The sequence below is a fragment of the Actinotalea sp. JY-7885 genome (genome assembly GCF_014525465.1).
GTDB lineage: Bacteria > Actinomycetota > Actinomycetes > Actinomycetales > Cellulomonadaceae > Actinotalea.
Map to the genome: position 1 here is coordinate 12,162 of NZ_JACEXH010000004.1, position 25,880 is coordinate 38,041.

27 protein-coding genes and 1 riboswitch are annotated in these 25,880 nt (G+C 74.5%); of the genes, 15 read left to right on the plus strand and 12 right to left on the minus strand.

Features of this window, described 5'->3' with window-relative positions:
- The first annotated feature begins 169 nt into the window (after nucleotides 1-169).
- From IDM29_RS01000 to IDM29_RS01035, 8 genes are all read left to right on the plus strand, one after another.
- A complete protein-coding gene (locus IDM29_RS01000) occupies nucleotides 170-769 on the plus strand; it encodes a YdeI family protein (RefSeq protein ID WP_182112388.1) in 600 nt (199 codons plus the stop codon).
- Between the two features lie 100 nt (nucleotides 770-869).
- Nucleotides 870-2,084, plus strand: a complete 1,215-nt coding sequence (locus IDM29_RS01005; protein WP_220457982.1) for an EAL domain-containing protein — start codon at nucleotides 870-872, stop codon at nucleotides 2,082-2,084.
- A 148-nt stretch (nucleotides 2,085-2,232) separates the two neighbouring features.
- Complete coding sequence (locus IDM29_RS01010; RefSeq protein ID WP_182112390.1) at nucleotides 2,233-2,883, plus strand: PadR family transcriptional regulator; 651 nt, start codon at nucleotides 2,233-2,235, stop codon at nucleotides 2,881-2,883.
- Nucleotides 2,884-3,099: 216 nt separating this feature from the next.
- Nucleotides 3,100-4,185, plus strand: coding sequence for an ATP-binding cassette domain-containing protein (locus IDM29_RS01015; RefSeq protein ID WP_182112391.1), 1,086 nt, complete (start codon nucleotides 3,100-3,102; stop codon nucleotides 4,183-4,185).
- Nucleotides 4,182-4,994 carry an ABC transporter permease gene (locus IDM29_RS01020; protein WP_182112392.1) on the plus strand — a complete coding sequence of 271 codons (813 nt, stop codon included), beginning with the start codon at nucleotides 4,182-4,184 and terminating at the stop codon, nucleotides 4,992-4,994. Before IDM29_RS01015 ends, IDM29_RS01020 begins: the two co-directional genes overlap by 4 nt.
- 131 nt (nucleotides 4,995-5,125) lie before the next feature.
- Complete coding sequence (locus tag IDM29_RS01025) at nucleotides 5,126-5,530, plus strand: YciI family protein (RefSeq protein ID WP_182112393.1); 405 nt, start codon at nucleotides 5,126-5,128, stop codon at nucleotides 5,528-5,530.
- A complete protein-coding gene (locus IDM29_RS01030) occupies nucleotides 5,527-5,871 on the plus strand; it encodes a YciI family protein (RefSeq protein ID WP_182112394.1) in 345 nt (114 codons plus the stop codon). The genes IDM29_RS01025 and IDM29_RS01030 overlap by 4 nt, the downstream gene beginning before the upstream one ends.
- A 10-nt stretch (nucleotides 5,872-5,881) precedes the next feature.
- The gene (locus tag IDM29_RS01035; protein WP_182112395.1) at nucleotides 5,882-7,150 is read left to right on the plus strand and encodes an RNA polymerase sigma factor; all 1,269 of its coding nucleotides are present in this window, start codon (nucleotides 5,882-5,884) and stop codon (nucleotides 7,148-7,150) included.
- A gap of 11 nt (nucleotides 7,151-7,161) precedes the next feature.
- Here IDM29_RS01035 and IDM29_RS01040 read toward each other — a convergent pair whose 3' ends face one another.
- Nucleotides 7,162-7,980: a TetR/AcrR family transcriptional regulator gene (locus IDM29_RS01040; protein WP_182112396.1), complete on the minus strand. Its 819-nt coding sequence runs from the start codon at nucleotides 7,978-7,980 to the stop codon at nucleotides 7,162-7,164.
- 114 nt (nucleotides 7,981-8,094) lie between these two features.
- Between IDM29_RS01040 and IDM29_RS01045 the strand changes: the two genes are divergently transcribed.
- From IDM29_RS01045 to IDM29_RS01055, 3 genes are read left to right on the plus strand one after another with little or no spacing between them, the layout of a single operon-like run.
- Nucleotides 8,095-9,057 carry an ABC transporter ATP-binding protein gene (locus IDM29_RS01045; RefSeq protein WP_182112397.1) on the plus strand — a complete coding sequence of 321 codons (963 nt, stop codon included), beginning with the start codon at nucleotides 8,095-8,097 and terminating at the stop codon, nucleotides 9,055-9,057.
- Nucleotides 9,054-9,848: an ABC transporter permease gene (locus tag IDM29_RS01050; RefSeq protein ID WP_182112398.1), complete on the plus strand. Its 795-nt coding sequence runs from the start codon at nucleotides 9,054-9,056 to the stop codon at nucleotides 9,846-9,848. Before IDM29_RS01045 ends, IDM29_RS01050 begins: the two co-directional genes overlap by 4 nt.
- Before the next feature lie 57 nt (nucleotides 9,849-9,905).
- Nucleotides 9,906-10,517 carry a GyrI-like domain-containing protein gene (locus IDM29_RS01055; RefSeq protein ID WP_182112399.1) on the plus strand — a complete coding sequence of 204 codons (612 nt, stop codon included), beginning with the start codon at nucleotides 9,906-9,908 and terminating at the stop codon, nucleotides 10,515-10,517.
- Nucleotides 10,518-10,529: 12 nt separating this feature from the next.
- Here IDM29_RS01055 and IDM29_RS01060 read toward each other — a convergent pair whose 3' ends face one another.
- From IDM29_RS01060 to IDM29_RS01080, 5 genes are all read right to left on the minus strand, one after another.
- Nucleotides 10,530-10,931 (minus strand): SRPBCC family protein, encoded by a 402-nt coding sequence (locus IDM29_RS01060; protein ID WP_182112400.1) that lies wholly within the window; start codon nucleotides 10,929-10,931, stop codon nucleotides 10,530-10,532.
- Nucleotides 10,928-12,064 (minus strand): GNAT family N-acetyltransferase, encoded by a 1,137-nt coding sequence (locus IDM29_RS01065; RefSeq protein WP_182112401.1) that lies wholly within the window; start codon nucleotides 12,062-12,064, stop codon nucleotides 10,928-10,930. The genes IDM29_RS01060 and IDM29_RS01065 overlap by 4 nt, the downstream gene beginning before the upstream one ends.
- 255 nt (nucleotides 12,065-12,319) lie before the next feature.
- Nucleotides 12,320-13,366 (minus strand): ABC transporter ATP-binding protein, encoded by a 1,047-nt coding sequence (locus IDM29_RS01070; RefSeq protein ID WP_182112402.1) that lies wholly within the window; start codon nucleotides 13,364-13,366, stop codon nucleotides 12,320-12,322.
- The gene (locus IDM29_RS01075) at nucleotides 13,363-15,108 is read right to left on the minus strand and encodes an iron ABC transporter permease (RefSeq protein WP_182112403.1); all 1,746 of its coding nucleotides are present in this window, start codon (nucleotides 15,106-15,108) and stop codon (nucleotides 13,363-13,365) included. The genes IDM29_RS01070 and IDM29_RS01075 overlap by 4 nt, the downstream gene beginning before the upstream one ends.
- Nucleotides 15,105-16,187, minus strand: coding sequence for a thiamine ABC transporter substrate binding subunit (locus IDM29_RS01080; protein WP_182112404.1), 1,083 nt, complete (start codon nucleotides 16,185-16,187; stop codon nucleotides 15,105-15,107). Before IDM29_RS01080 ends, IDM29_RS01075 begins: the two co-directional genes overlap by 4 nt.
- A 77-nt stretch (nucleotides 16,188-16,264) precedes the next feature.
- Nucleotides 16,265-16,385, minus strand: a riboswitch (TPP riboswitch).
- 136 nt (nucleotides 16,386-16,521) lie between these two features.
- Here IDM29_RS01080 and IDM29_RS01085 point away from each other — a divergent pair.
- The 4 genes from IDM29_RS01085 to IDM29_RS17120 all read left to right on the plus strand — a co-directional run bounded on the left by IDM29_RS01085 (nucleotide 16,522) and on the right by IDM29_RS17120 (nucleotide 19,205).
- Complete coding sequence (locus tag IDM29_RS01085) at nucleotides 16,522-16,977, plus strand: hypothetical protein (protein ID WP_182112405.1); 456 nt, start codon at nucleotides 16,522-16,524, stop codon at nucleotides 16,975-16,977.
- A gap of 133 nt (nucleotides 16,978-17,110) precedes the next feature.
- Complete coding sequence (locus tag IDM29_RS01090) at nucleotides 17,111-17,548, plus strand: hypothetical protein (protein WP_182112406.1); 438 nt, start codon at nucleotides 17,111-17,113, stop codon at nucleotides 17,546-17,548.
- 4 nt (nucleotides 17,549-17,552) lie between these two features.
- The gene (locus IDM29_RS01095) at nucleotides 17,553-18,845 is read left to right on the plus strand and encodes a sodium:proton antiporter (protein ID WP_182112407.1); all 1,293 of its coding nucleotides are present in this window, start codon (nucleotides 17,553-17,555) and stop codon (nucleotides 18,843-18,845) included.
- 111 nt (nucleotides 18,846-18,956) lie between these two features.
- Entirely contained in the window at nucleotides 18,957-19,205 is a 249-nt protein-coding gene (locus tag IDM29_RS17120; RefSeq protein ID WP_182112408.1) for a DUF4235 domain-containing protein, read from the plus strand.
- On the opposite strand, the gene mnhG is transcribed toward IDM29_RS17120, so the two are convergent.
- Genes mnhG through IDM29_RS01130 form a run of 6 tightly spaced genes read right to left on the minus strand, consistent with a single transcriptional unit; the run spans nucleotide 19,195 to nucleotide 25,843 of the window.
- Nucleotides 19,195-19,605: a monovalent cation/H(+) antiporter subunit G gene (gene mnhG / locus IDM29_RS01105; protein ID WP_182112409.1), complete on the minus strand. Its 411-nt coding sequence runs from the start codon at nucleotides 19,603-19,605 to the stop codon at nucleotides 19,195-19,197. The genes IDM29_RS17120 and mnhG overlap by 11 nt on opposite strands.
- A complete protein-coding gene (locus IDM29_RS01110) occupies nucleotides 19,602-19,991 on the minus strand; it encodes a monovalent cation/H+ antiporter complex subunit F (protein WP_182112410.1) in 390 nt (129 codons plus the stop codon). The genes mnhG and IDM29_RS01110 overlap by 4 nt, the downstream gene beginning before the upstream one ends.
- Nucleotides 19,988-20,587: a Na+/H+ antiporter subunit E gene (locus IDM29_RS01115; RefSeq protein ID WP_182112411.1), complete on the minus strand. Its 600-nt coding sequence runs from the start codon at nucleotides 20,585-20,587 to the stop codon at nucleotides 19,988-19,990. Before IDM29_RS01115 ends, IDM29_RS01110 begins: the two co-directional genes overlap by 4 nt.
- The gene (locus IDM29_RS01120) at nucleotides 20,584-22,137 is read right to left on the minus strand and encodes a Na+/H+ antiporter subunit D (RefSeq protein WP_255491674.1); all 1,554 of its coding nucleotides are present in this window, start codon (nucleotides 22,135-22,137) and stop codon (nucleotides 20,584-20,586) included. Before IDM29_RS01120 ends, IDM29_RS01115 begins: the two co-directional genes overlap by 4 nt.
- Entirely contained in the window at nucleotides 22,134-22,682 is a 549-nt protein-coding gene (locus IDM29_RS01125) for a Na(+)/H(+) antiporter subunit C (RefSeq protein WP_182112412.1), read from the minus strand. The genes IDM29_RS01120 and IDM29_RS01125 overlap by 4 nt, the downstream gene beginning before the upstream one ends.
- The gene (locus IDM29_RS01130; RefSeq protein ID WP_182112413.1) at nucleotides 22,679-25,843 is read right to left on the minus strand and encodes a Na+/H+ antiporter subunit A; all 3,165 of its coding nucleotides are present in this window, start codon (nucleotides 25,841-25,843) and stop codon (nucleotides 22,679-22,681) included. Before IDM29_RS01130 ends, IDM29_RS01125 begins: the two co-directional genes overlap by 4 nt.
- Between the last annotated feature and the right edge of the window lie 37 nt (nucleotides 25,844-25,880).

Here is a 25,880-nt window from a genome sequence, read left to right on the forward strand (position 1 = left end):
GACCACGTCCGTTCCCACCCAGCTCGTCCTCCGCAGCGGACGTGGTCGGTGGGAACGGACGTGGTCGGCGAGCGGTGCGGTCGGTGGGCGGGGCCGGGGCGGAGGACGGCGACAGCGGGAGGGCGACGTCGGGGTGGGGCGTGTCGGTGGGGTCGGGCACCATGGCGGGATGGCCATCGAGCTGCCGGAGCTGGTCGTGCCCGACGCCGCCGCGTGGCGCGCCTGGTTGCAGGACAACCACGCGTCCGCCGACGGCGTCTGGCTCGCGCTGACGCGCAAGGGCGGCACCGTCACCTCGCTCACCTACGAGCAGGCCGTGCTGGAGTGCCTCTGCTTCGGCTGGATCGACGGCCAGGCGCGGTCGCGCGACGCCGAGTCGTCGTTCCAGCGCATGACGCCGCGGCGCGCGCGCTCCCGGTGGTCCGCGATCAACGTCGAGCGGGTCGGCCGGCTGGAGGCCGAGGGCCGAATGACCCCGGCCGGACGCGCGCAGGTCGACGCCGCCCGGGCGGACGGCCGCTGGGACACCGCGTACGCCGGTCCGGCGACGATCGAGGTCCCCGAGGACCTCCTGGCGGCCCTCGCCGCCGAGCCGCGCGCCCAGGCCTGGTGGGACGTCCTGACCTCCGGTAACCGGTACGCGATCCTCTACCCGATCGGCGCCGTCAAGCGGGCCGAGACCCGCGAGCGCAAGATCGCCGAGTTCGTCGCGGCGCTCGCCGAGGGCCGCACGCCCCACCCCCAGCGCCGCCGACCCGAGAACGCCTGAGCTGGTCGCGGCCGACGCGCGGGTTTGCCTCACCACCGGCGCGGACCGGCCGATGGGCGACCGAACGGGTGGCACGGTGTCGCACGGGGGCGGAGCAGGCGTGGCGCGGCGACAGAGGTCCGAGGCGGAGCACCAGGTCGCAACGCTGCTGCGCCAGGCGCGGGAGGCGCTCGGACTGAGCGTCTCGTTCCTCACGAGGATCCAGGGCGACACGCAGATCATGGAAGTCGTCGACACCTCGCTGCCCGTCTTCCTGAGCGACGGCGCACGGCAGCGCCGCGACACCACGCTCTGCAAGACCGTGCTCGACGGCGACGCGCCGGAGGTCATGCCCGACATCCGCGACCACCCGGCCGCGATGAAGCAACCCGCGGCACGGTTCGCGCACTTCCGGAGCTACGTCTCGGTGCCAGTGACGCTGAGCGACGGACGGCTCTACGGCACGTTCTGCGCCGCCGGCCTCACCCCCGAGCGCAACCTCTCCGAGCGCGACGCGGCCCTGCTCAAGGTCCTCGCGTCCGCCGCCGCGATGATCATCGAGCCCGGCGTCCGCGAGCGCGAGCGCCGCGAGGCCATCGAGCACCGCCTGGTCCCGATGATGCGGGCCGGCGGACCGAGGATCCTCCTGCAGCCGATCGTCGACCTCGGGACCGGCCTGCGCACCGGCGCGGAGGCGCTGGCGCGCTTCCCGGCCGACTGGCGGACCACGCCCGACGTCGTCTTCGCCGAGGCCCACGACGTGGACCTGGGCGAGCGCCTCGAGCTGCTCGCGCTCGAGCGGGCCGCGGAGCACCTCGCTGCGATCGAGGGGCACCTCGCCCTCAACGTGTCGCCGGCGGTCCTGCTCTCGCGAGCGTGCGCGCGCTTCCTGCGGCGGTTGCCGCTGGACCGGGTCGTCCTGGAGCTGTCCGAGCACTCCCCGGTCGAGGACTACGACGCCCTGCGCTCGGCCCTCGCCGGGCCCCGCGCGGCCGGCATGCGGCTCGCGATCGACGACGTCGGCGCGGGTTTCGCGTCCCTGCGCCACATCGTCCTGTGCGCCCCGGACGTCATCAAGCTGGACCGGAGCATCGTCGACGGCGTCAGCGCCGACCCGGTGCTGACCACGCTCGTCGAGGCGCTCGTGGCGTTCGCCCACGGGAACGGCACGACGGTCGTCGCGGAGGGTGTCGAGACCGCGGCCGACGTCGCGGCGCTGCGACAGCTGCGCGTCGACGAGGCCCAGGGCTGGTACTTCGGCCGCCCCGGCCCCGCGGACGCTCTCGCGCCCCTCGCCCCCGGTGTCCCCACGCCGCGCGCGGCCGCCCGCTCCTGACGTCCCGTCCCGACGTCGTCCGGCGGGCAGTCGCCTCTCGCCCTCGCACGTCACCCGTCCGGCTCGAGGACAATCACGCGTCCGTCGAGGGTCACGCCCGTGCTCACGAGGAAGGGCGGCGACGGGGCGCGCGACCTAGACTCCCCGCATGGCGGCGCCCGAGACCCGGCTCCTGGTGCTGGGGGCCGTGCGCCTGTTCGAGCCGGTCAACGGCTACCAGATCCGCCGCGAGCTCATGTCGTGGGGCGTCGGCGACTGGGCCCACGTCCTGCCGGGATCGGTGTACTCGAGCCTGGCGACGCTGGCCAAGCAGGGCCACCTGGAGCGGGCGGACCTGCAGGACGGCGGCCGCTCGGTCGCGGTCTACACGACGACGCCGTCGGGGCGCGAGGAGCTCTCCCGGCTCTTCGAGCACGCGTTGACGACCGTCGACCCGCTCAACCCGCTGCCCGTGCACACGGCCATGAGCATGTGCTTGCTCTTCCCGCGCGACGTCGTGCGGGAGCACCTCGCCACGCGCGCCTCGCGGCTCGACGCCCACGTCGAGGCCCTGCGGCGGGCGCACGCCACGGCGGACGTCACCTCGCCACCGCACGTCGAGCGCGTCCTCGAGCTCCAGCTGGGACTCGCCGAGCTCGAGCGCACCTGGGTGCGTGACCTCGTCGACGTCGTCGCGCGCGGCGGCCTCGCGTTCGCCGGGGAGCCGATGCGCTGGCAGCCCGCGGCGGACGACCCGGGGTGGCAGATGGCCGCCGACCAGGCCCGATACCGGGCCCTGCTCAGGACGCGCGCCGGCTGACCCGGCGCGCCGGGGACGTACCGCGCCGGGCGACCCGGCCGTGTCGGACGCCGGTGGGACGCTCGCCCGGTCAGGCACCGACCCGGCGGCTCGCACCCGATGAGTCGGCGGCCCGGACCGGGTCTGGTCTCCAGGGCCGGCGCCGGAATCCGTTGACATCGCTGTGACGCCGGTCGCAGCATGAGTGATGTTCAAGTTTGAACACCTGGGGGACGCATGATCGAGGCACGAGGGCTGGTCCAGACGTTCCTGGCCCGCCAGGGCAGGACCAAGAGCGAGGTGCGCGCGGTCGACGGCGTGGACCTCGACGTCGCGGAGGGCGAGGTCGTCGGCTTCCTCGGCCCGAACGGCGCCGGCAAGACGACGACGCTGCGCATGCTCACGACGCTCCTGCGCCCGACCGAGGGCACGGCGCGCGTGGCGGGCTACGACGTGGTCCGCGAGTCGGTGCAGGTCCGGCGGAGCATCGGCTACGTCTCGCAGTCGGGCGGCGCCTACAGCGGCGCCCGGGCCGGTGACGAGGTGGTCGACCACGGGATGCTCTACGGCCTGCCCAAGTCGGTCGTCGAGCGGCGCGGTCGCCACCTGTTCGAGCAGATGGACCTGCCCGGGCTGTGGACCCGCATGCCCAAGAACATGTCCGGGGGGCAGAAGCGGCGGCTCGACGTGGTCATGGGGCTCATCCACGAGCCGCAGCTCGTCTTCCTCGACGAGCCGACGACGGGGCTCGACCCCCAAGCGCGCGCCAACCTGTGGGAGCACATCCGAGGCCTGCGCGACCGCCTCGGCGTGACGGTCCTGCTCACGACCCACTACCTCGACGAGGCCGACGCGCTCTCGGACCGCATCGTCATCATCGACCGCGGCCGCATCGTCGCGTCCGACACGGCCGACAACCTCAAGGCGCAGGTCGCCGGGGACCTCGTCGAGCTCGAGCTCGTGGACGCCACGCTCGCGTCCCGGGCGGCGGAGCGTCTCGCGGCACTCGCCGGCACCACCGTCGAGGTGGACGGCAACCACGTGCGCGGCCGCGTGCCGCGTGCCGGCCGGACGCTCCAGGGCTTCCTGCGGGACCTCGACACGTCGGGCATCGGCCTCGAGTCGATCGGCGTGCTCCGACCGACGCTCGACGACGTCTTCCTCGCCCTCACCGGGCGCAGCCTGCGCGACGCCGAGTCCGCCACCGAGCCGACGGGCGGCACCGACGCCGGCGCCGGCGAGCCCGACCTCGAGCCGGCCGCCGCCGGCGCGAGCACCGGCGCGCCCGCCGCGACACCGACCACGCCAGGAGCCGACCGATGACCGCCACCGCACCCGCCCTCTCCGCCGACCTCGCCGTGCCGGGCGGCACGCCGTCGTCGTTCTTCCGGGAGAGCGTCATCGTGTTCCGCCGCCAGCTGCGGATGAACCTGCGCAACCCGGCGTGGGTGATCATCGGGATGCTGCAGCCGATCCTCTACCTGCTGCTCTTCGGGCCCCTCCTCGAGCCGCTCATCGGGCAGTTCGGGGCGACGAACGCGTACACGTTCTTCGTGCCGGGCATGCTCGTCCAGCTCGGCGTCTTCGGCGCCTTCTTCGCGGGGTTCAGCCTGATCGGCGAGTGGCGCGAGGGCGTCATCGAGGCGGAGCGGGTGACGCCGGCCAGCCGCACGGCGCTGCTGGTCGGCCGCCTCTACCGCGACCTGCTCCAGCTCTTCGTGCAGGCGCTGATCCTGGTGGGCCTCGGGTACCTGCTCGGGATGGTCGCGTCCGGCGGGGGCATCGTGCTCGGCGTGGTCCTCACCCTCCTGCTGGGCGGGGCGTGCGCAGCGGCGTCCAACGCGCTCGCGCTGACCACCAAGTCCGAGGACGTCATGGCCCCGGTCATCAACATGGTGATGATGCCGGTCCTCCTGCTCTCGGGGATCCTGCTGCCGATGACCATCGGCCCGGCGTGGCTGCAGAGCGCGAGCGACTTCATGCCGATCCGGCACGTCGTCGACGGGGTGCGCTCCTCCTTCGCCGGCGACTTCGCGAGCTCCGGCCTGGTCTGGGGCACCGCCTGGTCCATCGTGATGTTCGTGCTGGCCGTGTGGTGGGGCACCGCGACGTTCCGCCGCGAGAACGCCTGAGCCGTCCGCCCGGTCACGCGCCCACGTCGCGCCCCGCGTCGACTCGCCCGGCGAGGGTGTCGATTCCGGCCCCCGGCGCCCGTCATGCTTCCGACGGCGCCACCAGGAGTCGTCGGACGCGAGGAGGAACGATGAGCACCACCCGGGACTACGTGCTGCTGCTGCACGGCGACGAGCGCGAGTGGCGCGACGCCGACGAGGCCGCGGTGGCGCAGGCGTACGGCGAGCACGACGAGTTCTCCCGGCTGTGCGGTGAGCGCGGCCACGAGATCCTCGGCGGCGAGGAGCTGCGGCTCAGCGAGACGTCGCTGGTCGTGCGGTCCCGCGAGGGCGAGGTCCAGGTCACCGAGGGCCCGTTCACCGAGACCGTGGAGCAGCTCGGCGGCTACTACGTGATCCGGACCGCCGACGTGCAGGACCTCGCGCGGCTCGCCGCCATGCTCGCCGGTACCGGCGCCGTCGAGATCCGGCCGATCGTGCGCCCCACCGACCAGCCGCAGTCCGGCGCGGCGGCCGCCGAGCAGGTGGCGTCGTGAAGTTCCTCGTGCTCATCTACCAGGACGAGTCGGTCTGGCGCGACGCCACCCCCGCCGAGCAGGAGCGCTACTACGCCGAGCACGAGGCATTCTCCGCGGCCGTCCCCGAGCGTGGCTGCACGATGCTGGCCGGCGAGGCCCTGGTCGGCGTCGCGTCCGCGACGACGGTCCGTCGCCGCGGCGAGCACGTGGACATCTCGGAGGGGCCGTTCGCGGAGACCGCCGAGCAGCTCGGCGGCTTCTACCTGCTCGACGCCCCGGACCTCGACGCGGTGACCGACCTCTGCCGCCTGCTGCCCGAGTACACGCTCGAGATCCGTCCCGTCGCCGACATGGACTGACGGCGGTCGCGTGACGGACGAGGACGGCGGGCCGGTCGGGGCGGCCCTGGAGCTCGCGTGGCGCGAGCACTGGGGCCGCCTCGTCGGCCTCGTCCTGCGGCAGACGGCCCGCGCCGACCTGGCCGAGGACGCGGTCGCCGACGCGTTCGCGGCCGCGGCGCGCACCTGGCCGGCGGCGGGCGTCCCGACGAACCCGGGCGGGTGGCTGCTCACGGCCGCACGCCGGCGAGCGGTCGACGTGCTGCGCTCGGAGGCGGTCCACCGGCGCAAGGAGCCGCTCGTCCTGGTCGACGCGCAGCTCCGCGAGGAGGCGGCGGCGACGGTCGACCCGGGCGCCCACGTCGAGGACGAGCGCCTGCGGCTGATCCTCACCTGCTGCCACCCGGCGCTCGCCCCGGACGCCCGCGTGGCCCTGACGCTGCGCTTCGTCGTCGGCCTCGACGTGCCCGACATCGCGGCGCTCCTCCTGCTCCAGGAGCCGACGGCGGCCGCGCGCCTGACCCGAGCGAAGAAGCGCCTCGCGACCACGGGCATCCGGCTCACGACGCCGCCGCCCGAGCGCCTCGAGGAGCGCCTCGAGGCGGTCGCGACGGTCCTGTACCTGCTGTTCACGGCCGGCTACCACCCCGGTCCCCGCGACCGCGGCCTGCGGGTGGACCTCGCCGACGAGGCCATCCGCCTCACGCGCCTTCTCGACGAGCAGCTGCCCGGCCGCCCGACGACCCGCGCGCTGCTCGCGCTCCTGCTGCTCCAGCACTCGCGGCGCGGGTCACGGACCGACGCGGACGGCGCCCTCGTCCTGCTGCCGGACCAGGACCGGTCCCGCTGGGACCACGACGACATCGACGCCGGTCTGACGCTCCTCGCCGGCCTGGCGCCGACCACGGGGCGCGCGGAGGAGTACCGGCTCCAGGCGCTCATCGCCGCGGAGCACGCCCGCGCGACGACGGCGGACGCGACCCGGTGGCCCGTCATCGCGCGCCACTACGCGGCGCTCGAGGCGCACACCGGGTCGCCCGTCGTGCGGCTGGCACGCGCGGTCGCGGTGGCGGAGGCCGACGGTCCGGCGGCGGGTCTCACGCTCCTGGACGGGCTGGAAGCCCTGCTCCCGCACCACCACCGCCTGCCCGCGGTGCGCGCCGAGCTGCTCGCTCGCCTCGGCCGGCGCGAGGCGGCGCTCGCGTCGTTCGACCGGGCGCTCGCCCTCGTCCGCAGCGACGCCGAGCGCCGACACCTCACCGAGCGCGCCGCCGCGGTGCGGGCGCCGGCGGCACCCTGAGGCGTCGCCCCTCAGCCCAGCAGCTTCGCGATGACGCGCGCGCCGGCCCGCGGCGACAGGCGCGGCGACCCGGTGAGCCGGCCCTCCAGCGTCGCCACGTTGATGACGCTGATGACCGCGAGCGCGGTGTCGAAGTCGTCCTGCGTGGTGCCGGGCTCGGCGTCGTCGCCGCGCCGCGCCCGGCGCACCTCGGCGATCTGGTCCGCGAGCACCTCGTGCGAGGTCACGTGCAGGCGAGCGAGCTCCCCCGACGCCTCGGGATGGCGCAGCCCGTAGGCGAGGAACTCGAGCGAGAGCAGGATGCGGTGGTCGTCCATCACGCTGGTGAGCCACTCCGCGACCGCGTCCTGGTCGACCCCGTCGACCGTGACCCCCGGGATGGTGGCGCCGGGTGAGTCGATCGTGACCCGGAGCATGTCCGACGCGAGCGCGAGGAAGACCTCCTCCTTCGACCCGAAGTGCGCGTACACGGCGCCCTTCGTGTACCCGGCCTCGGCGGCGATGTCGCCCACCGACGCGCCCTCGTAGCCCTTCGCCGCGATCACCCGCGCGGCCGCCTCCAGCAGGTCGGCGCGCGTGCGGTCGACCTTCTGGCGTCGCCGCTCCTCGGCGGAGGAGCCGCCCGACGTCGTCGCCCGCGACGCCGCCTCGGAGGCTTCGGCGAGGCCGCGGGCCGCCTCCCGCAGCGACGACGCGACGGCCTCGCCCACCTCGGGCATCACGGAGCGCGCGTGCTCGCCCAGGAGCCGGGTCAGGCTGGCCGTGGCGTCCGCGAGCGCGCGGGTCGCCGCGCCGATCGAGTCCTGGGGGTCCTTCGGGTCCTGGGTCATGACCCGAGGCTACCCGACGGATACCGATCGGTACACCGCTCGGTATCCAGTGCTTGATTCCGATCGGTATGTGTGTCTACCGTTGAGCACCTACCGACCAGAATGGAGATTCCGATGACCTCCGAGGTGCTGCTCCGCGTTCGCGGGCTGAGCAAGCGGTACGGCGGGCCCCAGGGCGTCCAGGCCAACGACGGGGTGGACCTGGACCTGGCCGCCGGGCAGGTCGTGGGCCTGCTCGGCCACAACGGCGCGGGCAAGACGACGCTCGTGCACCAGGTGGTGGGCCTGGTGCGGCCGGACGCCGGATCCATCACGCTCGCCGGTGTGGACGCGGTCGCGCGGCCCGAGGTCGCGCGGCGGCTGACGTCGATCCAGGCGCAAGCCAACGTGCCGATCACCGGGCTCACTCCGCGCCGCGCCATCGAGCTCGTCGGCCGCATCCGCGGGGGCGAGCGCTCCCGGGTGCGGCGGCGCGCGGAGGCCCTCCTCGACGCGCTGGACCTGGGCCCGTGGGCGGACACGCCGGCCGAGAAGGTCTCCGGCGGCATCGCGCGGCTCACCGCGTTCGCGATGACGGCCGTGCAGCCCGGCGCCCTCGTCGTGCTCGACGAGCCCACGAACGACGTCGACCCGGTGCGACGGCGCCTGCTCTGGGAGCAGATCCGGGGCCTGGCCGACGCGGGCCACGCGGTGCTGCTCGTCACGCACAACGTCCGCGAGGCCGAGCGTGTGGTGGACCACCTGGCCATCCTCGACCACGGCGTCGTGCTCGCGACGGACACGCCCGCCGGCCTGACCGCCTCGCTGCGCGGCTCCCTGACGCTCGACCTCGACCTCGCCGACGACGCCCCCGTCGCCTGGCACCCGGCCGTGCGCCCCGGCGCGACCGGACGTCTGCGCGCGGCGGGCGTCGTGCCTGCCGACCGGGCGGCCGACGTCGTCGCGTGGGCGCAGGCGCAGGTCGACTCCGGGCGCGCCGAGCGGTACGCCCTGACCCCAGCCTCGCTCGAGGACGTGTACGTCCACCTGGTCGGCGAGGCCCAGCACACCACCACCACCGAGGAGGTCGCGGCATGACCGCGCTGCCCCTGACCGGTCCCCTCACGACCGGCACGCCCCTGCCTGCCGGTCCGCGGACCGCCCTGCGCCAGACGCTGCTGCTGATGCAGTGGCAGTTCCGCCGCCAGACGCAGTACCTGCCGCTCATGGTCGTGGTGCAGGCGTTCATCGCCGTGGCGACCGTGATCGGCTACGGCCTGCTCGTCGGGGATCCCGACCCACGGACCGCCCTGTACCTGGCCACCGGTGCGCCGACCATCACGCTGATCACGATCGGGCTGGTCCTCACCCCGCAGCTGCTCTCTCAGTCGCGCACCGAGGGGAGCCTCGACTGGCTCCGCACGCTGCCCGTGCCACGCGCCGCGTTCCTCGCGTCCGACCTGCTCGTCTGGACCCTGCTCGCGCTGCCCGGCATGGTGCTCGGCATCGTCGCCGGACTGCTGCGCTTCGACATCGACCTCGCGCCCGCGCCGTGGCTCGTTCCCGCGGCCCTGCTCGTCTCCCTGACCGCCGCCTCCGTCGGGTACGCGATCGCCTCGCTCCTCCCGCCGGCGCTCGCCCAGCTCGTCACGCAGGCGCTGGTGTTCGTGGTCCTCCTGTTCTCGCCGGTGAGCTACCCCGCGGAGCGCATGCCGCAGTGGCTGCAGGACGCGCACGCCTGGCTCCCCATCGAGCCCATGGCGCAGCTGGTCCGCACCGGCCTGGCGCCCGACGCGTTCGACATCTCCGGACGGTCCCTGGCGGTCCTGGTCACGTGGTGCGTCGGGTCCGTCGTGCTCGCCGTGCTCGCGCTGCGCAAGCGCGCGTGACCCGCGGGTGGTCACCGCCGCCGTCGTCCGCCACGATGGCGCCGGAGAGGAGGCGCGATGAAGGTCGACCTCAAGCGCGAGCTGGGCACCTACACGGCCCGGCGCGGGACGTTCTCGCTCGTCACCGTGCCGCCCGCGAGCTTTCTCATGGTGGACGGCCACGGCGACCCGAACACGTCGTCGGCGTACCGCGACGCGGTGAGCTCGCTCTACCCGCTGGCGTACGCGCTGAAGTTCCTCAGCAAGGTCGAGCTCGGCCGCGACTACACCGTCATGCCGCTCGAGGCGCTGTGGTGGGCGCAGGACATGGCCGCGTTCACCAGCCGGCGGGACAAGGCGCAGTGGGACTGGACGCTGATGATCCTGGCGCCGTCGTGGCTGGGCGCCGAGCACGTCGAGGCCGCCCGGGCCACGGTCGCCCGCAAGGGCGGCGCGCCGACCCTCGACGACGTCCGCCTCGAGGAGCTGGACGAGGGTCTGAGCGTCCAGACGCTCCACGTCGGCCCGTACGACGACGAGGGCCCGGTGCTCGACGCGCTGCACCACGAGTTCGTCCCCGCGCAGGGCCTGAGCCTGACGGGCAGACACCACGAGATCTACCTCAGCGACCCCCGGCGCACGGCGCCCGCGAGGCTGCGGACGATCCTGCGCCAACCGGTCACGCGCTGACCGGGCTCCTCGTCAGGGGCGGCCCTCCAGGACCCGCTTGAGGCGCTGGAGGTCGGCGGTCACGAGCGCGGCGTCGCGCTCGAGGTCGGCCGCCGTCATGCCCGGCGCCGCACGCAGCGTGAAGACCACCTCGCTCCCGTCCCCCGCGGTCAGGACGCGGAGCGGCACGTGCACGGCCTCGCCGGCGGGCGTGAGGACCTCGTGGTCGAGGATGCCGTACTCGTTCGGCGGGGCGAAGGTGACCCGGGCGCGGCCGGCTGGTGTCTGCACGAACCAGCCGCCGCGCTCGTGCACGACCTCGGACCCCAGTCCGGGTGCCCACCGCGGCAGGTTGGCGGGGTTGGACGCGAAGGCGTAGACCTCCGTCGCCGGGCGGTCGATCCGCACGCTCAGGTGTCGCGACTCGAACGTCATCGTCCGAGGGTGCCACCGTCCTGCGACGCTCGCTCGTCATGATCCAGACGCAGCTGCCACACCGCGTCCACCGACGCCGGCCGGAAGCCGAGCGCGACGTTGATGCCGAGCATGAAGGCGTTCTCCTCGGCGTTCCACGTGTGGACACGCCGCGCGCGGGGCCGGCGGACGGCGAGCTCCTCGAGCATCGTGGCCTTGACCAGCATCCCGAGCCGCCGCCCGCGGTGCTCCCGCAGCACGAGCGTGTCGTCCTGGTAGACGACCTCGGGACGCGCCCGCGGCAGCTCGACCATCGTGAACGCGGCGAGCGACCTCGTGGGGACGTGCTCGGCCGCGACGACGACGTAGGACTCGTCGCGCTCGGCGCGCTCCGCGAGCCCGACCCGCATGCGCTCCGCGTCCCACGGGTCCTCGTGGACGTCGAGCCCCGCGCTCGGCGCGTCGGTGCTCATCCGCGTCTCGAGCATCGCGAGCCCGTCGAGCCACTCGTCCGGCACGGCGTCCTCCCACGCGTGCAGGACGTAGTCGGGCCCGGCCGCGCGGGTCGCCTCCGCGAGCAGCGGCGCGAGCACCTCGGCAGGGACCGGCAGCTCCAGGAGCGACTGGCGCACGACCTGCTCGAGGGAGAAGCCGCGGGCCTGGACGAAGCGGGTCGTGTCGTCGTCGACGGGGATGCGGCCGCTGCCCGTCGGCGCCTCGAGCGTGCCGGGGCCCGGCGGCGGCTCGGGCGCATAGGCCGGCTCGGCGTGGATCACCGAGCGGCCGGCGGCACGCGCGGTGCCCAGGCACGCGTCCCACAGCACCGACCCGATGCCCTGCCGGCGGTGCTCCGGGTGGACGCCCACGTAGACCTGGGCCGTGTGGGTGTCCCCGACGAGGGGCAGGTGGACGAAGCCGCGGCCGACGACCGCCTCCGCCCGACGCTCGCCGTCGCGCACGGCGACGAACCGGTGCACGCGGCGGTACGCATTCGTCTTCATCGAGGCGCGCACCGTGGGGACGTCGATGGAGAAGTCGGCGTGGCCGTAGAGCGCGAGGTCGATGGCGTCGCTGACCAGGACCGTGCCCTCGAGCGCCCAGTCGTCGTCGGCCGAGAGCTCGACGACGCTCACGTGCGCGGTGGAAGTCGTCACGCCCCGAGCGTCCCCCGCGCCCGCACCCGGACGCCAGCCCATATCCGCCCGCCCGGGCCCGCCTGCCCGGCTGGCCCCACCCACGCCTGCCGACGACCACGTCCGTTCCCACCGAGTACGTCCGCCGCACCGGACGTCCTCACGTCGAACGGACGTACTCGGCGGGCTGGGGTGGGGCGGGTGGGTGGGTGGGGCGGGTGGGTGGGGCGGGTGGGGTGGGGCGGGTGGGGTTGGGGGCGGAGGAGGTGGGGCGGGTCAGGGGAGGACGGCGATGGCGGCGCGGTTGGCGCGCAGGCGCACCGGGGTGCCCGGCGCCGGCAGGCCGCGCGCCGCGCCCGCCGGGGTGCTCGGCTCGACGACCGTCACCGGGCCGACGCCGTCCACCTCGACCACCGCCTCCACCACGCCCCGGCCGAACGCCGCGCTGAGCACGCGGCCCGTCAGCGGACCGTCGTCGTCGCGCGCCAGGGATCCCGGGCCCAGCGCGAGCGTCGCGCCGCCCGGCCCGCCACCCAGCAGCGCACCCACCTGCGACGCCGCCGCGACGAACGCCTCGTACCCGAGGAACTCGGCCACCCGCCGGCACGCGGGCTCGTGCCACAGCACCACGGGCGGCGCAGCCTGCAGCAGGCGCCCGGCGTCGAGCACCGCGATCCGGTCGGCGACCGTGAAGGCCTCGTCGTGGTCGTGGGTGACGAACACGGCCGTCGTGCCGGTCGCGACGAGGGCCGCGCGCACCTCGGCCGCGAGGCGCTCGCGCAGGGACCGGTCGAGCGCCGAGAGCGGCTCGTCGAGCAGCAGCAGCCGCGGGCGCGGGGCCAGCGAGCGCGCGAGGGCGACGCGCTGCCGCTCCCCGCCGGACAGCGTCGCCACCTCGCGCCGCTCGAACCCGGCCAGCCCCACCAGCTCCAGCAGCTCGGCGACCCGCGCGCGCTGCTCGGCACGCGTCGCCCCCGCCATCTCGAGCCCGAAGGCCACGTTGCGCGCGACGTCGCGGTGGGGGAACAGCTGCCCGTCCTGGAACATCAGCCCGAAGCCGCGCCGGTGCACGGGCACCCCCGCGAGGTCGGCGCCGTCCCAGGTGATGCGCCCGGCGGACAGCGGCTCGAGCCCGGCGACGGCGCGCAGGAGGCTCGACTTCCCGCTCCCCGACGGCCCCAGGAGGGCGAGCACCTCGCCCGGCGCCACGTCGAGCGACAGGTGGTCGACGGCCGTCGCTACCGTCCCGTCGTCGTCCCGGTAGTGCACGACGGCGTCGCGCACGGCCAGGCCGGTCGCGCCGGGTCCCTCCGCCCCGCTCACAGCTCGGTCCCGCCCGCCGGGCGCAGCCGTTCGGCCAGGCCCATGACCAGCGCCGTCATGAGCCCCAGCAGCACCGCGGCCGCGAGCGCCATGCCGAGGTTCTCGGCGCCCGGCCGCCCCAGCAGCCGGAAGATCACGACCGGCAGGGTCGGCCGCTCGGGCCGCGCAAGGAACGACGTCGCCCCGAACTCGCCGAGGCTGACGGCGAACGCGAAGCCGACCGCGACCCCCAGGGAGCGCGCCGCGACCGGCCAGTCGACGTGCCGCAGCACCTGCGCGGGCGTCGCCCCGAGGACGCCAGCGGCCTCGTGGAGGCGGGTGTCGACGGCGCGCAGCACGGGCAGCACGCTACGCACCACGAGCGGGGTCGCCACCACGGCCTGGGCGACGGGGATGAGCGCCGCGGACGAGCGCAGGTCGAGGTCCAGGCCGAAGGGCCGGTCGAAGGTGACGAGGAACCCGAACCCGACCGTCACCGCCGAGACGCCGAGCGGCAGCATGAACAGCGCGTCCAGGACCCGCACCGCGCGCCGGGCGCCGGGCGCGCGGGGCCGGCGCGAGGCGACCAGCGCGACGAGCCCACCGACGACGACGGCGATCACCGTCGCGTCCACGGCGATCCGGACCGACGTCAGCGCCGCCTCCCACACCGTCACGCTGAGCGCGTTGGCGCCGCCCGTCGTGCCGAGGGCGACGTAGTTGCCCAGGCCCCACCCCGTCGGCGTGCGCAGCGAGCGCACGACCACCGTGGCGAGCGGCAGCACGAGCAGCACGCCGACGACGACGGCCGTCACGGCGACCGCGAGGACGTCGCCCCGGCGCCGGGCGGGGCCGCGCAGCGCGAGCCGCGGCGGGCCGGCGTCGGGCAGGAGCTGCAGGGCGCGCTCGCGGCTGCTCCGGGCGCGGCCGGCGAGCAGCAGGCACCCCGCGACGACGGCGATCTGGACGACCGAGAGCACCGCCGCCGCGCGCAGGTCCAGGAACTGCGTCGTCTGGACCCAGATCTCCGTCTCCACGGTGCCGTAGCCGGTCCCGCCGAGCACGAGGACGACGCCGAACGCCGTCGCGCAGAAGAGGAAGACGATCGCCGCGGCCGACGCGATCGCGGGCGTGAGCGCGGGCAGCGTGACGTGCCGGAACGCCCGCCAGGGCGAGGCGCCGAGCGCGCGCGCGGCCTGCTCGGCGCGCGGGTCCAGCCCGGCCCAGAATCCGCCGACCGTGCGCACCACGACGGCCAGGTTGAAGAACACGAGCGCCGCGACGACGCCCGCGAACGTCCCGTCGATGCCGAGGAACCCCAGCGGTCCGGAGTCGGCCAGGACGGAGCGGAACGCCACGCCCACGACCACGGTGGGCAGCACGAACGGCACGACGACGAACGCGCGCAGGGCCCGGCGCCCGCGGAACTCGCGCCGGTGCAGCAGGAAGGCCACGGGTAGGCCGAGCACCAGGGACAGCGCCGTGCCGACCACGGACTGGCCCAGCGTCGTGCCGATGATCCGCCACGTCCGGGCGCGGCCGAGCACGTCGGCGACGCCGGACAGGTCCGGCCCGCCGGTGTCGCCGACGAAGCCCAGCCGCAGCAGCGCGAGGACGGGGTACGCGAAGAACACGCCGAGGAACAGCAGCGGCAGGCCCGCCGCCAGCCCCCAGCCGACCCACCGGCGCGCGACCGGCCAGGCCCCCGGCGCGACGAGCGCGCGCGGGGGCGTGGCGGGCTCGGCCGGCAGGGTGGCGCTCACCCGATCACGATCTCCGTCCAGCGCTCGATCCAGGCGTCGCGGTGCTCGCTGATGAGCGCGGGGTCCAGTGTCAGGGGCTCGGCCGGCAGCGGTGCGTGCTGGGCCCAGGCGTCCGGCAGCGGCACCGACGTGTCCACGGGGTAGACGTACATGCTGCCGGGCAGGTCCGCCTGGACGTCCTGGCTCAGCAGCCAGTCGACGACCTGGCGGGCGCCGTCGGGGTTGGCGGCCCCGGCCAGGACCCCCGCGTACTCGACCTGGCGGAAGCAGGTGTCGAGCAGCGCGCCGGTGGGCGCCTGCGTCGCGCCCTCGGCGACCTCCGAGGGCGGCGACGAGGCGTAGCTGAGCACGAGGGGGCGCTCCCCCTCGCTCGACGGGCCCGAGAAGTCGACGTAGTACGCGTCCGACCAGCCGGAGACGACCTTGACGCCGTTGTCCCGCAGCGCCGTCCAGTACTGCTCCCAGCCGTCCTCGCCGAGCTCCGCGACGGTGGCCAGCAGGAACGCCAGACCCGGCGACGACGTCGCCGGGTTCGTCACGACGAGCAGGTCCCGGTAGGCGGGATCGGTCAGGTCGGCCAGCGTCGTCGGCTCGGGGACGCCCGCCTCGGCGAACCACTCGTGGTCGACGTTGACGCACACGTCGCCCACGTCGACCGCCGTCAGGTGGTGGCCGTCGTCGACCGCGTGCGCGGCCACGTCCGCGCCGGCCGCCGGCGACTCGTAGGGCTCGAGCACGCCCTCGGCGATCGCGCGGCTCGCGAAGGTAGTGTCGATGCCGTAGACGACGTCGCCCAGCGGGGCGTCCTTGGTGAGGATCAGCTGGTTGACGAGCGCGCCGCCGTCGCCGGGCGCGCGGGTCTCGAGCGTGAGGCCGGTCTCCGCCTCGAAGGCCGCGACGACGTCGTCGGACAGCGCGAACGAGTCGTGCGTGACGAGCACGACCGTGCCGGCGCCGTCGCCGGACGCCGCGGGCTCCGGGTCGGCGCCGATCGCGGAGCACGCCGCGAGCGGCAGCACGGCGAGGGCCGCGTACGGCGCGAGCCGTCGCGTGCGGTGGTGGGTGGCGATCCTCGCCATGGCTCCTCCTCGTGGTAGCAGGAGGGGGACGCCATCCGCGGCGGCCGCGGCATCGTGCCGCGCCGACGTGGACGACGTCTGAGACGTTCCCGACTCCCTACGCCGGCATCACCCGGATCAGGTTCGAGGGTCTGCGGTCACCCGCACTCTCAGCGTCCTGCGCCCGGTGGCCCGGGCGACGCTCCCCTGTCGTTCGGAGCCGACTCTACCGCCGCAGGTCCGCGGCCGGTTCGTGCGACGTCGACACGGCGCCGATCACCCTCATGGTCCTGCTGGGGCCCGCCGCCCGCCCCTACGCTGGCGCCGTCCGACGAGCCGTCCGGCAGGAGCCGCCATGTCCGCCAAGTCCGACCTCCTCGAGCACGTCCAGGCGCAGCTGGTCGAGGGAGAGCGCGTGCTCGCCGTGACGACGGTCCAGGTCAAGGGCGGCACGAAGCGGGACTTCTCGGCGAAGACGCTCGCGGGCGCCGCGGCGTCGATGGCGACCCTGGCCGCGACGGGCGGATCGGTGGGCCTGATGGTCGCCGTCGTCCCGCCCGCCGCGTGGTTCGTGGGCACGACCGAGCGGGTGCTGCTCATCGCGCGCACGGCCATGGGCGCGGGCATCGGCGAGACGATCTTCGCCGCGCCCCGCGCCGCGCTGGAGGTCCGGTGGCGCTCGATGGTGCTCAACGAGATCTCGCTGGTGGACCCGGCCGACGGCGCCTCGCTCGTGCGCCTCAACGTCGGCGTCAAGCGCGGGGCGGCGAAGAGCATCGTCGACGCGATCCAGGGCTCCGCCCGCCCCTGAGCGGCGGCCGCGGACGCGCTGCTCGTCGACCGCGAGGACGTGACCGGACCCGCCCGCTGACGTACGCCGGGACACGCGGGCGGCTGCTGGTTACGCTCGCGACACGGCCCAGCAGCACCCCGGGAGGACGGCCATGTCGCTCGTCTCACAGCTCTTCGCAGGGACCCACGCCGAGGCGATCGCCCGCGCCGACGCGCTCGACGCCGGGGACGACCTCGACGACGCGACGTCGGCGCTGGACGTCTCGCTGACGCCCGTCGACCTCGAGGTGCTCGGCGAGATCGCCGCGAAGGCCGTCCGCTTCGGCAGCGGGGACCTCGAGGTGGCCGAGGTGGACCTCGACCACGAGCTCCTCTTCCGGCTGCCGCCGTTCCTGTGCGAGGTGCTGGCGCAGCTCGACGCGCCCGAGGACGCCGACGCGCCCGGGGAGGTCGCGCAGGCGTGGGCGGCGTCGGAGGAGATGGACGCGGCGGGCGAGGACCTGCAGCCGCTGGTGCGCTCCATCACGGGCCTGGTCGCTGCCGCGCACGAGTCCGGCCAGAACGTCTACCTCTGGCTCGAGCCGACGTGATGCGGTGATCCAGTTCGACGGCAGCGGGGCCGTCTTCGCCGTCATCGGCGTCGCGACCCTCGCCGCCGCCGTACTGCCCCGGGCGCTGCACCGCGCGCCGCTGTCGATGCCAGCCGTCTTCCTGGGCGCCAGCATCCTGGCCTTCACGCTGCTGCCCGGCCTGCCCGACCCGGATCCGGTCGAGCACCACGTCGTCGCGCTCCACCTCACCGAGATCTGCGTCGTCGTGTCCCTCATGGGCGCAGGGCTGGCGATCAACCGCAGCGTCGGGCTGCGCCCGTGGGCCACCACGTGGCGGCTCCTCGGCATCACCATGCCGCTGTCGATCATCGCGGCCGTGGTGCTCGGGTCGTGGCTGCTCGGGCTCGGGCTCGCCGCGGCCGTGCTCGTCGCGGCCGCCGTCGCACCGACAGATCCCGTCCTCGCGAGCGAGGTGCAGGTCAACGAGCCGACGGCCCAGCCGGGGCAGGACGACGACGAGGCCCGGTTCGCCCTGACGGCCGAGGCCGGCCTCAACGACGGGCTCGCCTTCCCCTTCACGTACGCGGCCATCGCGATCAGCGTGGCCGGACCGGCGCTCGACGGCTGGGCCGGCGAGTGGCTGGTCGTCGACGTCGGCTGGCGCATCGCCGTCGGCGTGCTGGGCGGCGCGGTCGTGGGCCGGCTCCTGGGCCGGCTCTTCTTCTCCGACTTCGCCCGACGGCGACACCTGAGCGAGCACGCGCAGGGCTTCGTCGCGCTGGCCGCGACGTTCCTCGCCTACGGCGCGGTCGAGCTCGCGGAGGGCTACGGCTTCGTCGCCGTCTTCGTCTGCGCCGTCGCCTTGCGCGACGTCGAGCGCCACGACGAGTACCACGCGGTCCTGCACTCCTTCGTGGAGCAGGTCGAGCGCCTGCTCACCGTGGTGGTGATCGTCATGCTCGGCGGCGCCGTGGCACGCGGGCTGCTCGCCGGGATCGGGTGGGCCGACGTCGCCTTCGCCGCGCTGTTCCTCCTCGTGGTCCGTCCCCTCACCGGGATGATCGGCCTCGCGGGCGGACGCACGGGCCGCCGGGAGCGCCGGGTGATCGCCTTCTTCGGCGTGCGCGGCGTCGGCTCGCTCTTCTACGTGGCGTACGCGCTGGAGCACGGGGACTTCGCCGACCCGCAGCGCATCTGGGCCGTCGTCGCGCTCGTCGTGGTCGGCTCGATCCTGCTCCACGGCGTCGCGGCGACGCCCGTCATGGCCCGCCTGGACCGCGCGCGCGAGCGGCGCGCGGCGGGCACGGACGAGGACCCGGCGCACACGGCCGTCTGACTGTGTCGATCCGCGGGTTCCGGCTGGGGTGAGGCGGACGCCCCGCACCAGCGGGCGCGCGGCGACCCGTGCGGCACTAGCCTCTCGACAGGACGATCATCAGGAGGAACCGTGGAGTCCAAGAAGGAGTCGTGGGTCGCCAAGGCCGTCGGCCTCGGGTTCGCGCTGGGCGCGGCGTGGCTGGCGAACCAGCTCATCGACCGGAGCTGGAACAAGGTGCTCGGCCACAAGCCGCCCAAGGCGGAGGACCCGGGCGACGCACGCGTCGGGGAGGTGCTCGCCTCGGCGGCGATCTCGGGGGCCATCGTCGCGCTGGCCCGGGTGCTCGCGACGCGCGGCGCCGCCAAGATCATCCGCTGACTGCGGGGCCGCCCTCGCGCTCGTCCTGCTGCTCCTCGCGGCTCGCCTGCGCCTGGGCGGCCTCCATGTCACGCGTCAGCTCGTCCACGACGAGCATCTCGCTGCGCACCTTGCCGGTCCGGTAGCCCGCGCGCGAGAGCATGTGGGACGCGACCGGCGCCGTGAGCATCTGGAACAGCACGACCAGCACGAGCATCCAGATGATGTGCCCCGTCCGCAGGCGCAGGCCGAGCCCGAGCATGAGCAGCAGGAGTCCGAGCACCTGCGGCTTGGCCGCCGTGTGCATGCGCGCCAGCAGATCCGGGAAGCGGACGACGCCGACGCCGGCCGAGAACGCGAGCAGCGAGCCACCCAGCAGGCAGAGCCACGCGACGACGTCGAGCACGGTCTCCCAGCTCATGACACCTCCCCCTTCGCGCGGCCGCCGCGGTGCTCCTCGTCGCTGCTCTCGCGTTCCGCACGCTCGGCCTCGATGCGCTCGTTCTCGAGCGCCGCGAGCTCCTCGCGCGTGAGGATGCGGCCCTCGCCCTCGGTCTCGACGGCGGCGAAGCGCGCGACCGTGACCGAGGCGAGGAACCCGACCAGCGACAGCACGACGAGGATCGGCACGGTGTCGACCCGCCGCGACCACGCCGCCTCGAGCGCGATGCCCCCGACGAGGGCGCCGGTGAGGATGTCGAGCGCGACCGTGCGGTCGAGCATGCTCGGGCCCTTCTCGGCCCGGATGAGGGCGAGCACCGCGGCCGAGCCCAGGAGGGCGCCGCACACCAGCACGACGACGGTCATCGCGCACCCCCGCTCGACGCGCCCGACGCGACGGCCGGGGTGTCCTCGGGGCGCCGGCGCAGACCGACCTGCGCCAGCTCCTCGTCCGACGCCAGCGCGCGCAGGATGCGCTCCTCCTGGTCCAGGACGTGCTGGCGGGCGGCGTCCACACCGTGCGCCATGTCGACGTCCAGCACGTGCACGTAGAGCATCCCGGTCGTGCGGTGGGCCTCGACGACGACGGACCCGGGCACCAGCGAGCAGAACTGCGCCGTGAGCGTGAGGTAGAGGTCCGAGTGGGAGCGCAGCTGGACGGCGATGACGGCGCTGCGCGGGGTCCGGCGCGGATCCAGGGCCAGCAGGGTGACCTGGGTGCTGGCGACCACGAGGTCGACCGCGAACCGGTAGAGCAGGTAGGCCAGCGCCCCGGGATGGACGCGCCCGTGGAAGTCGATCACCGGCATGCGCAGCAGCCGCACGACGACGACCGCGATGACGATGCCGGACAGCACGTTGGCGATGCTCAGGTCTCCCCAGAGCAGCACCCAGATGACCGTCAGCCAGGCGACGGCGAGGAGGGGGAAGCCGAGCGAGCGGCGGCGCGGGTGCAGGCTCATCCCTCGGCCTCCTCCGTCACGTCGGCCGACTGGCCCTCGCCCCGCGAGCCGTCCGGCAGGACCGCGGTGATGTACTGGTCGCGGTCGCGCAGGGTCAGCGAGGCACGCTCGGTGTAGGCGAAGAGCGGCCCGGCGACGACGGTGAGGGTGAGGCCGAGCGCGACGAGCGCGCCCGCGGGGCCGAGCATGCCGCCGGGCAGGCGAGCGGCCGGCGGCTCCACGGGCGGCGTCTGCCAGAACGCCTTGTTCCACGCCTTGACGATGGCGTACAGGGTCAGCAGCGAGGTGACGACGGCGCCGGCGACCAGCGCCCACGCCAACGGCGTGCCCACGGCGGCGCCCGCCTGGAGCAGACCTGCCTTGCCGAGGAAGCCCGACAGCGGCGGGATCCCCGCGAGGTTCATGGCGGGGATGAAGAACAGGACGGCGAGCACCGGCGCGAGCTTGGCGAGCCCGCCCAGGTCGTCGAGCGACGTCGACCCGCCGCGGCGCTCCACCAGGCCGACCACCAGGAACAGCGCGGTCTGGACGGTGATGTGGTGCGCGACGTAGAAGATCGCCGACGCGAGGCCCTGCTCCGACGACAGCGCGATGCCGAAGATCATGTAGCCGATGTGGCTGACCAGCGTGAACGACACGAGTCGCTTGATGTCGTTCTGCGCGACGGCGCCCAGGATGCCCACGACCATGGTCAGCAGCGCGACCCACATCAGCAGGTCGTCGACCCGGCCGTCGGGGAACAGCAGCGTCTGGGTCCGGATCACCGCGTAGACGCCGACCTTGGTGAGCAGGCCCGCGAAGACGGCGGTCACGGGCGCGGGCGCGGTCGGGTAGGAGTCGGGCAGCCAGGCCGAGAGCGGGAACACCGCGGCCTTGATCCCGAAGGCGAGCAGCAGGAGCAGCTGCAGCGCGAGCGAGACGGTGGGGTCCACCTCCGGCAGCCGCTCGGCGAGCTGCGCCATGTTCACGGTGCCCGTCGCCGCGTACACCAGCGCGATCGCGAGCAGGAAGATGACCGACGAGGTGAGCGAGACGACGACGTAGATCGTGCCCGCCCGGATGCGCTCGCCCGTCCCACCCAGGGTGATGAGCACGTACGACGCCGCGAGCAGGATCTCGAAGCCGACGTACAGGTTGAACAGGTCGCCGGAGAGGAACGCGTTCGCGACCCCCGCGGTCAGGACCAGGTACGTCGGGTGGAAGATCGCGATCGGCGTCTCGGCGTCGCCGTCCTCGACGCCCTGGGCGAGCGAGTACAGCAGGACGCACAGGGTCACCGCCGACGAGACGGTGAGCATGAGCGCGGAGAGCCGGTCGGCGACCAGGTCGATGCCCACGGGCGCCGCCCAGCCACCGACGTCGAGCACCAGCGGGCCCTGGTCGGCGGCCACCAGGAGGACGACCGAGGAGGCGAGGACGAGCGAGAGCACGATGACGCTGATGACGCCCTGGGCGCGCCCGTGCCTCCACAGCGCGAGGGCGAGGCCGGCGCCGAAGAGGGGCAGCACGACGGGCAGCGGCACCACCCAGGTCAGGTCGCTGAGGTTCACGCGTCACCCCCGCGGTCGCGCCGGCCGGACGCGGCCTCGTCGAGCGTCGCGTGCATCGGCGCGCCGTCGCCGTCGATGCCCTGGTCCACCGGTCCGGTCTCGTCGCGCACGGACTCCGCATCCTCGTCGAGGGTGGTGGTGACGTCGGCGTCGGCGTCGGCGTAGGCCGCCTGGTCCGCGGCCGCGCGCCGGGCGATCCGGCGGTCCTCCAGGTCGTCCTGGACCTCGTCGTGCCGGTTGAGCTGCCAGGACCGGTACGCCATCGCCAGCAGGAAGGCGGTCATGCCCAGGGTGATGACGATCGCGGTCAGCACCATCGCCTGGGGCAGCGGGTCGCTCATCTCGCCCTCGGGCGTGAGCCCGATGATCGGGGCGCCGCCCGCACGGCCGCCCGCCACCAGGAAGAGGAGGTTGACGCCGTTGCCCAGGATGATCACGCCGAGCAGCACGCGGGTCAGGCTCCGCTCGAGCAGCAGGTAGACGCCCACCGTCACGAGGACGACGATCGTGGCGACGAGAGCGAGGCTCGGGGACATCTCGATCATGAGGGTCCTCCCGCGTCGGACGTGCCGGAGCCCCGCGCGGACCCTGCCGCCGCCGCGACGCCGGGGTCGTCGGTCGCCTGCGGAGCCACGGGGAGCTCGTCCGAGACCTCCGCCGTGCCGGCCTCCTCGCCGTGCCGGTCGATCTCGGCCCCGAGGCTGCGCAGGATGTCGAGCATCAGCCCGATCACCACGAGGAACACGCCGAAGTCGAAGAAGAGCGACGTCACGAGCTTGACGTGGCCGAGCAGCGGCAGGTCCATCTCGATGATCACGCTCTGCAGGACCGAGCCGCCGGCGAGGATCGCGACCAGACCGACGCCGGCCGACAGGAACAGCCCGGTGCCGAGGAGCAGGCCGGGGTGGACGGGTGCGGCCTCGCCCAGCTCGTACCGGCCGCCCGCGAGGTACCGCACGATGAGGGCGATCCCGACGACGAGGCCGGCCGCGAAGCCGCCGCCCGGCGCGTTGTGGCCCGAGAAGAGCAGGAAGACCGCGAAGACGATCATCGAGTGGAAGAGCAGCCGGGTCGTGATCTCGAGGATCACCGACCGGCGCTGGGGCGCGAGCGTGCTGCCCCCGCGCAGCCACTCCCGCTGGCGACCCTCGCCGAGCGCTGGCGCGCGCGGACCGCGATGACGCCGCTGCCCGCCCGGCTCGTCGCCCGCGAGCACGTCGCCGTCGTCACCGTCGGCGGAGGCGGGGTCCGTGACCCGCGCACGCGCCCCGGCGGCGGGGCCGCGCAACGCGCTCATCGGGTCGCCCGCCTGGGCCCACACGGAGCTGTCCTCGTCCAGGTCGCGGGTGCGCAGCACCTCGCCGCTGCGCCGGCTGAGGAAGATCAGCGAGGCGACGCCGGTCGCGGCGACCAGGAGCACCGAGATCTCGCCCATGGTGTCCCAGGCGCGGATGTCCACGAGCGTCACGTTGACGATGTTCTTGCCGCCGCCGTAGACGTAGGCCTCCTCGGCGAAGTCCGTCGAGACCGGGGCGTCGACCCGCGCGTTGGGCACGATGAGCGCGAGCGCACCGACCGTCAGGCCGACGGCCGCGCCGATGGCGAGCCGGACCCACCGGCTGCCCGCCAGCGGGCGCACCGAGAAGTACGCGGGGAGCCGCCGCAGCACGAGGACGAAGACGACGAGCGTGATCGTCTCCACGAGGATCTGCGTCAGCGCGAGGTCCGGCGCCCCGTGCAGCACGAAGATCGCCGCGACGCCGTAGCCGCTGACGCCCGCGAGGACGACCGCCTTGAGCCGGCGTCGGGCGCGGGCCGCGAGGACGGCCGCGACGGCGGCGAGCCCGCCCGCGAGCAGCTGCACGGGCGTGTCCCAGGCGCGGACCTGGAGGTCCGCGAACGCGGGACCGTTGCCCATGGCGCTCCAGGCGAGCGCGACGAACACGACGAAGATCGTGCCCAGGTACAGCGGCAGCGAACCACGCTGGGTGAGGGCGGTGACGTCCGCGGCGAGGTCGTCGAGACGGCGCATGGTGCGGCGGTAGACGCCGTCGGCCTCGAGCGGCACGCTGACCCGCGCCTGCGCGCGCTCCACGGCCGCCCGGCACCAGAACAGCAGCACGCCGGCGACCAGGACCAGGACCGTGAGCCCGAGCGCGGGCGTCAGCCCGGCCCACAGCGCCAGGTGCCCCGGCTCGCCCGGGAGCGTGTCCGCGTAGGGGCTCAGCAGCTCCTCGCCGACGGTGGGTACCAGCGCCGCAACGAGGCCGAGGAGGGCCAGCAGCGCGGCGGGGACCACCAGGACGAGCGACGGCTGGCTGACCGCGACCGGCTCCTCGGCGCCCCGCCCGGCCCGGGCCTCCGTGCCGCGCTTGTCGACGGCGTCGTCCAGCACGTCGTCGACGCCCTCCTTGCGCGCGAACGCGCCCCACCAGAACCGCAGGCCGTAGGCCACGGTCAGGGTGGACCCGACGACCATCGCGACGAGCACGAGGAGCCCGGGCAGGGTGCCGACGTCGTGCAGGAGCGCCTCGAGCGCCGCCTCCTTGGCGACGTAGCCGGCGAACGGCGGCAGGCCGATCATCGACGCCGTGGCGAGCGCGCCGGCCGCGGCGGTGAGCGGGAGCTTGCGGCCCACCCCGGAGAGCCGGCGCAGGTCACGCGTGCCGGTGGCGGCGTCGACGACGCCGACCGTGAGGAACAGCGACGCCTTGAACATGGCGTGGGCGCCGAGCATCGCGATGCCCGCGAGCGCGGCGGCGCGCGAGCCGGACCCGACGAGCATGACCAGCAGGCCGAGCTGGCTCACGGTGCCGAAGGCGAGGACCAGCTTGAGGTCGTACTGGCGCAGCGCGCGGTAGCCGCCGTGGACCAGCGTCCACGCGCCGAGTCCCAGCACCACGACCTGCCACGCCGCCAGGTCGGCGAATCCGGGGGCGAACCGCGCGACGAGGTACACGCCGGCCTTGACCATCGCGGCGGCGTGCAGGTAGGCCGAGACGGGCGTCGGCGCGGCCATGGCCGACGGCAGCCAGAAGTGCAGGGGCACGAGCGCGGACTTGCTCACGGCCCCCGCGAGCAGCAGCACGACGGCGACCGTGACGCCGGCGCCCGACGGCGGGTCCGCGATGACCTCCGACATCCGGTAGGTGCCCGCGTGCTCGCCGAGGATCACCAGCCCCACGAGCATCGCGAGGCCGCCCGCGGTCGTGAGGATGATGGCCTGCATCGCCGCGCGGCGGGACGCCTTGCGGTCGGCGTAGTGGCCGATCAGCAGGTAGGAGAAGACGGTCGTGAGCTCCCAGAACGTGTACAGGAGCAGCATGTCGTCGGTCGTGACGAGGCCCAGCATCGAGCCGGCGAAGGCGACGAGGACCCCGCCGAACCGGCCGAGGCCCGACGCGGACCGCGAGAAGTAGGCCGACGAGTACACGAGCACGAGCGCCCCGACGCCGCCCACGAGCAGCACCATGAGCCACGACAGCGTGTCGAGGCGGAACGCCAGCTCCATCCCGATGGACGGGACCCACTCGACGATCTCGACGGGGCCGTCCCCGGCCATGACGGCGCTCGTCTGGCTGAGCGCCCACGCGGCGGCCGAGGCCGGCGCGAGGGCCAGGATCAGGAACGCGCGGCGTCCGAGGAGGCGGCAGAGTGCGGGCGCGACGAGGGCCACCAGGAGGTGAACCGCGAGCAGCAGCAGCACGTCCGCTCCGTCCTGTTGGGCGGTGGTCGGTCGGTCG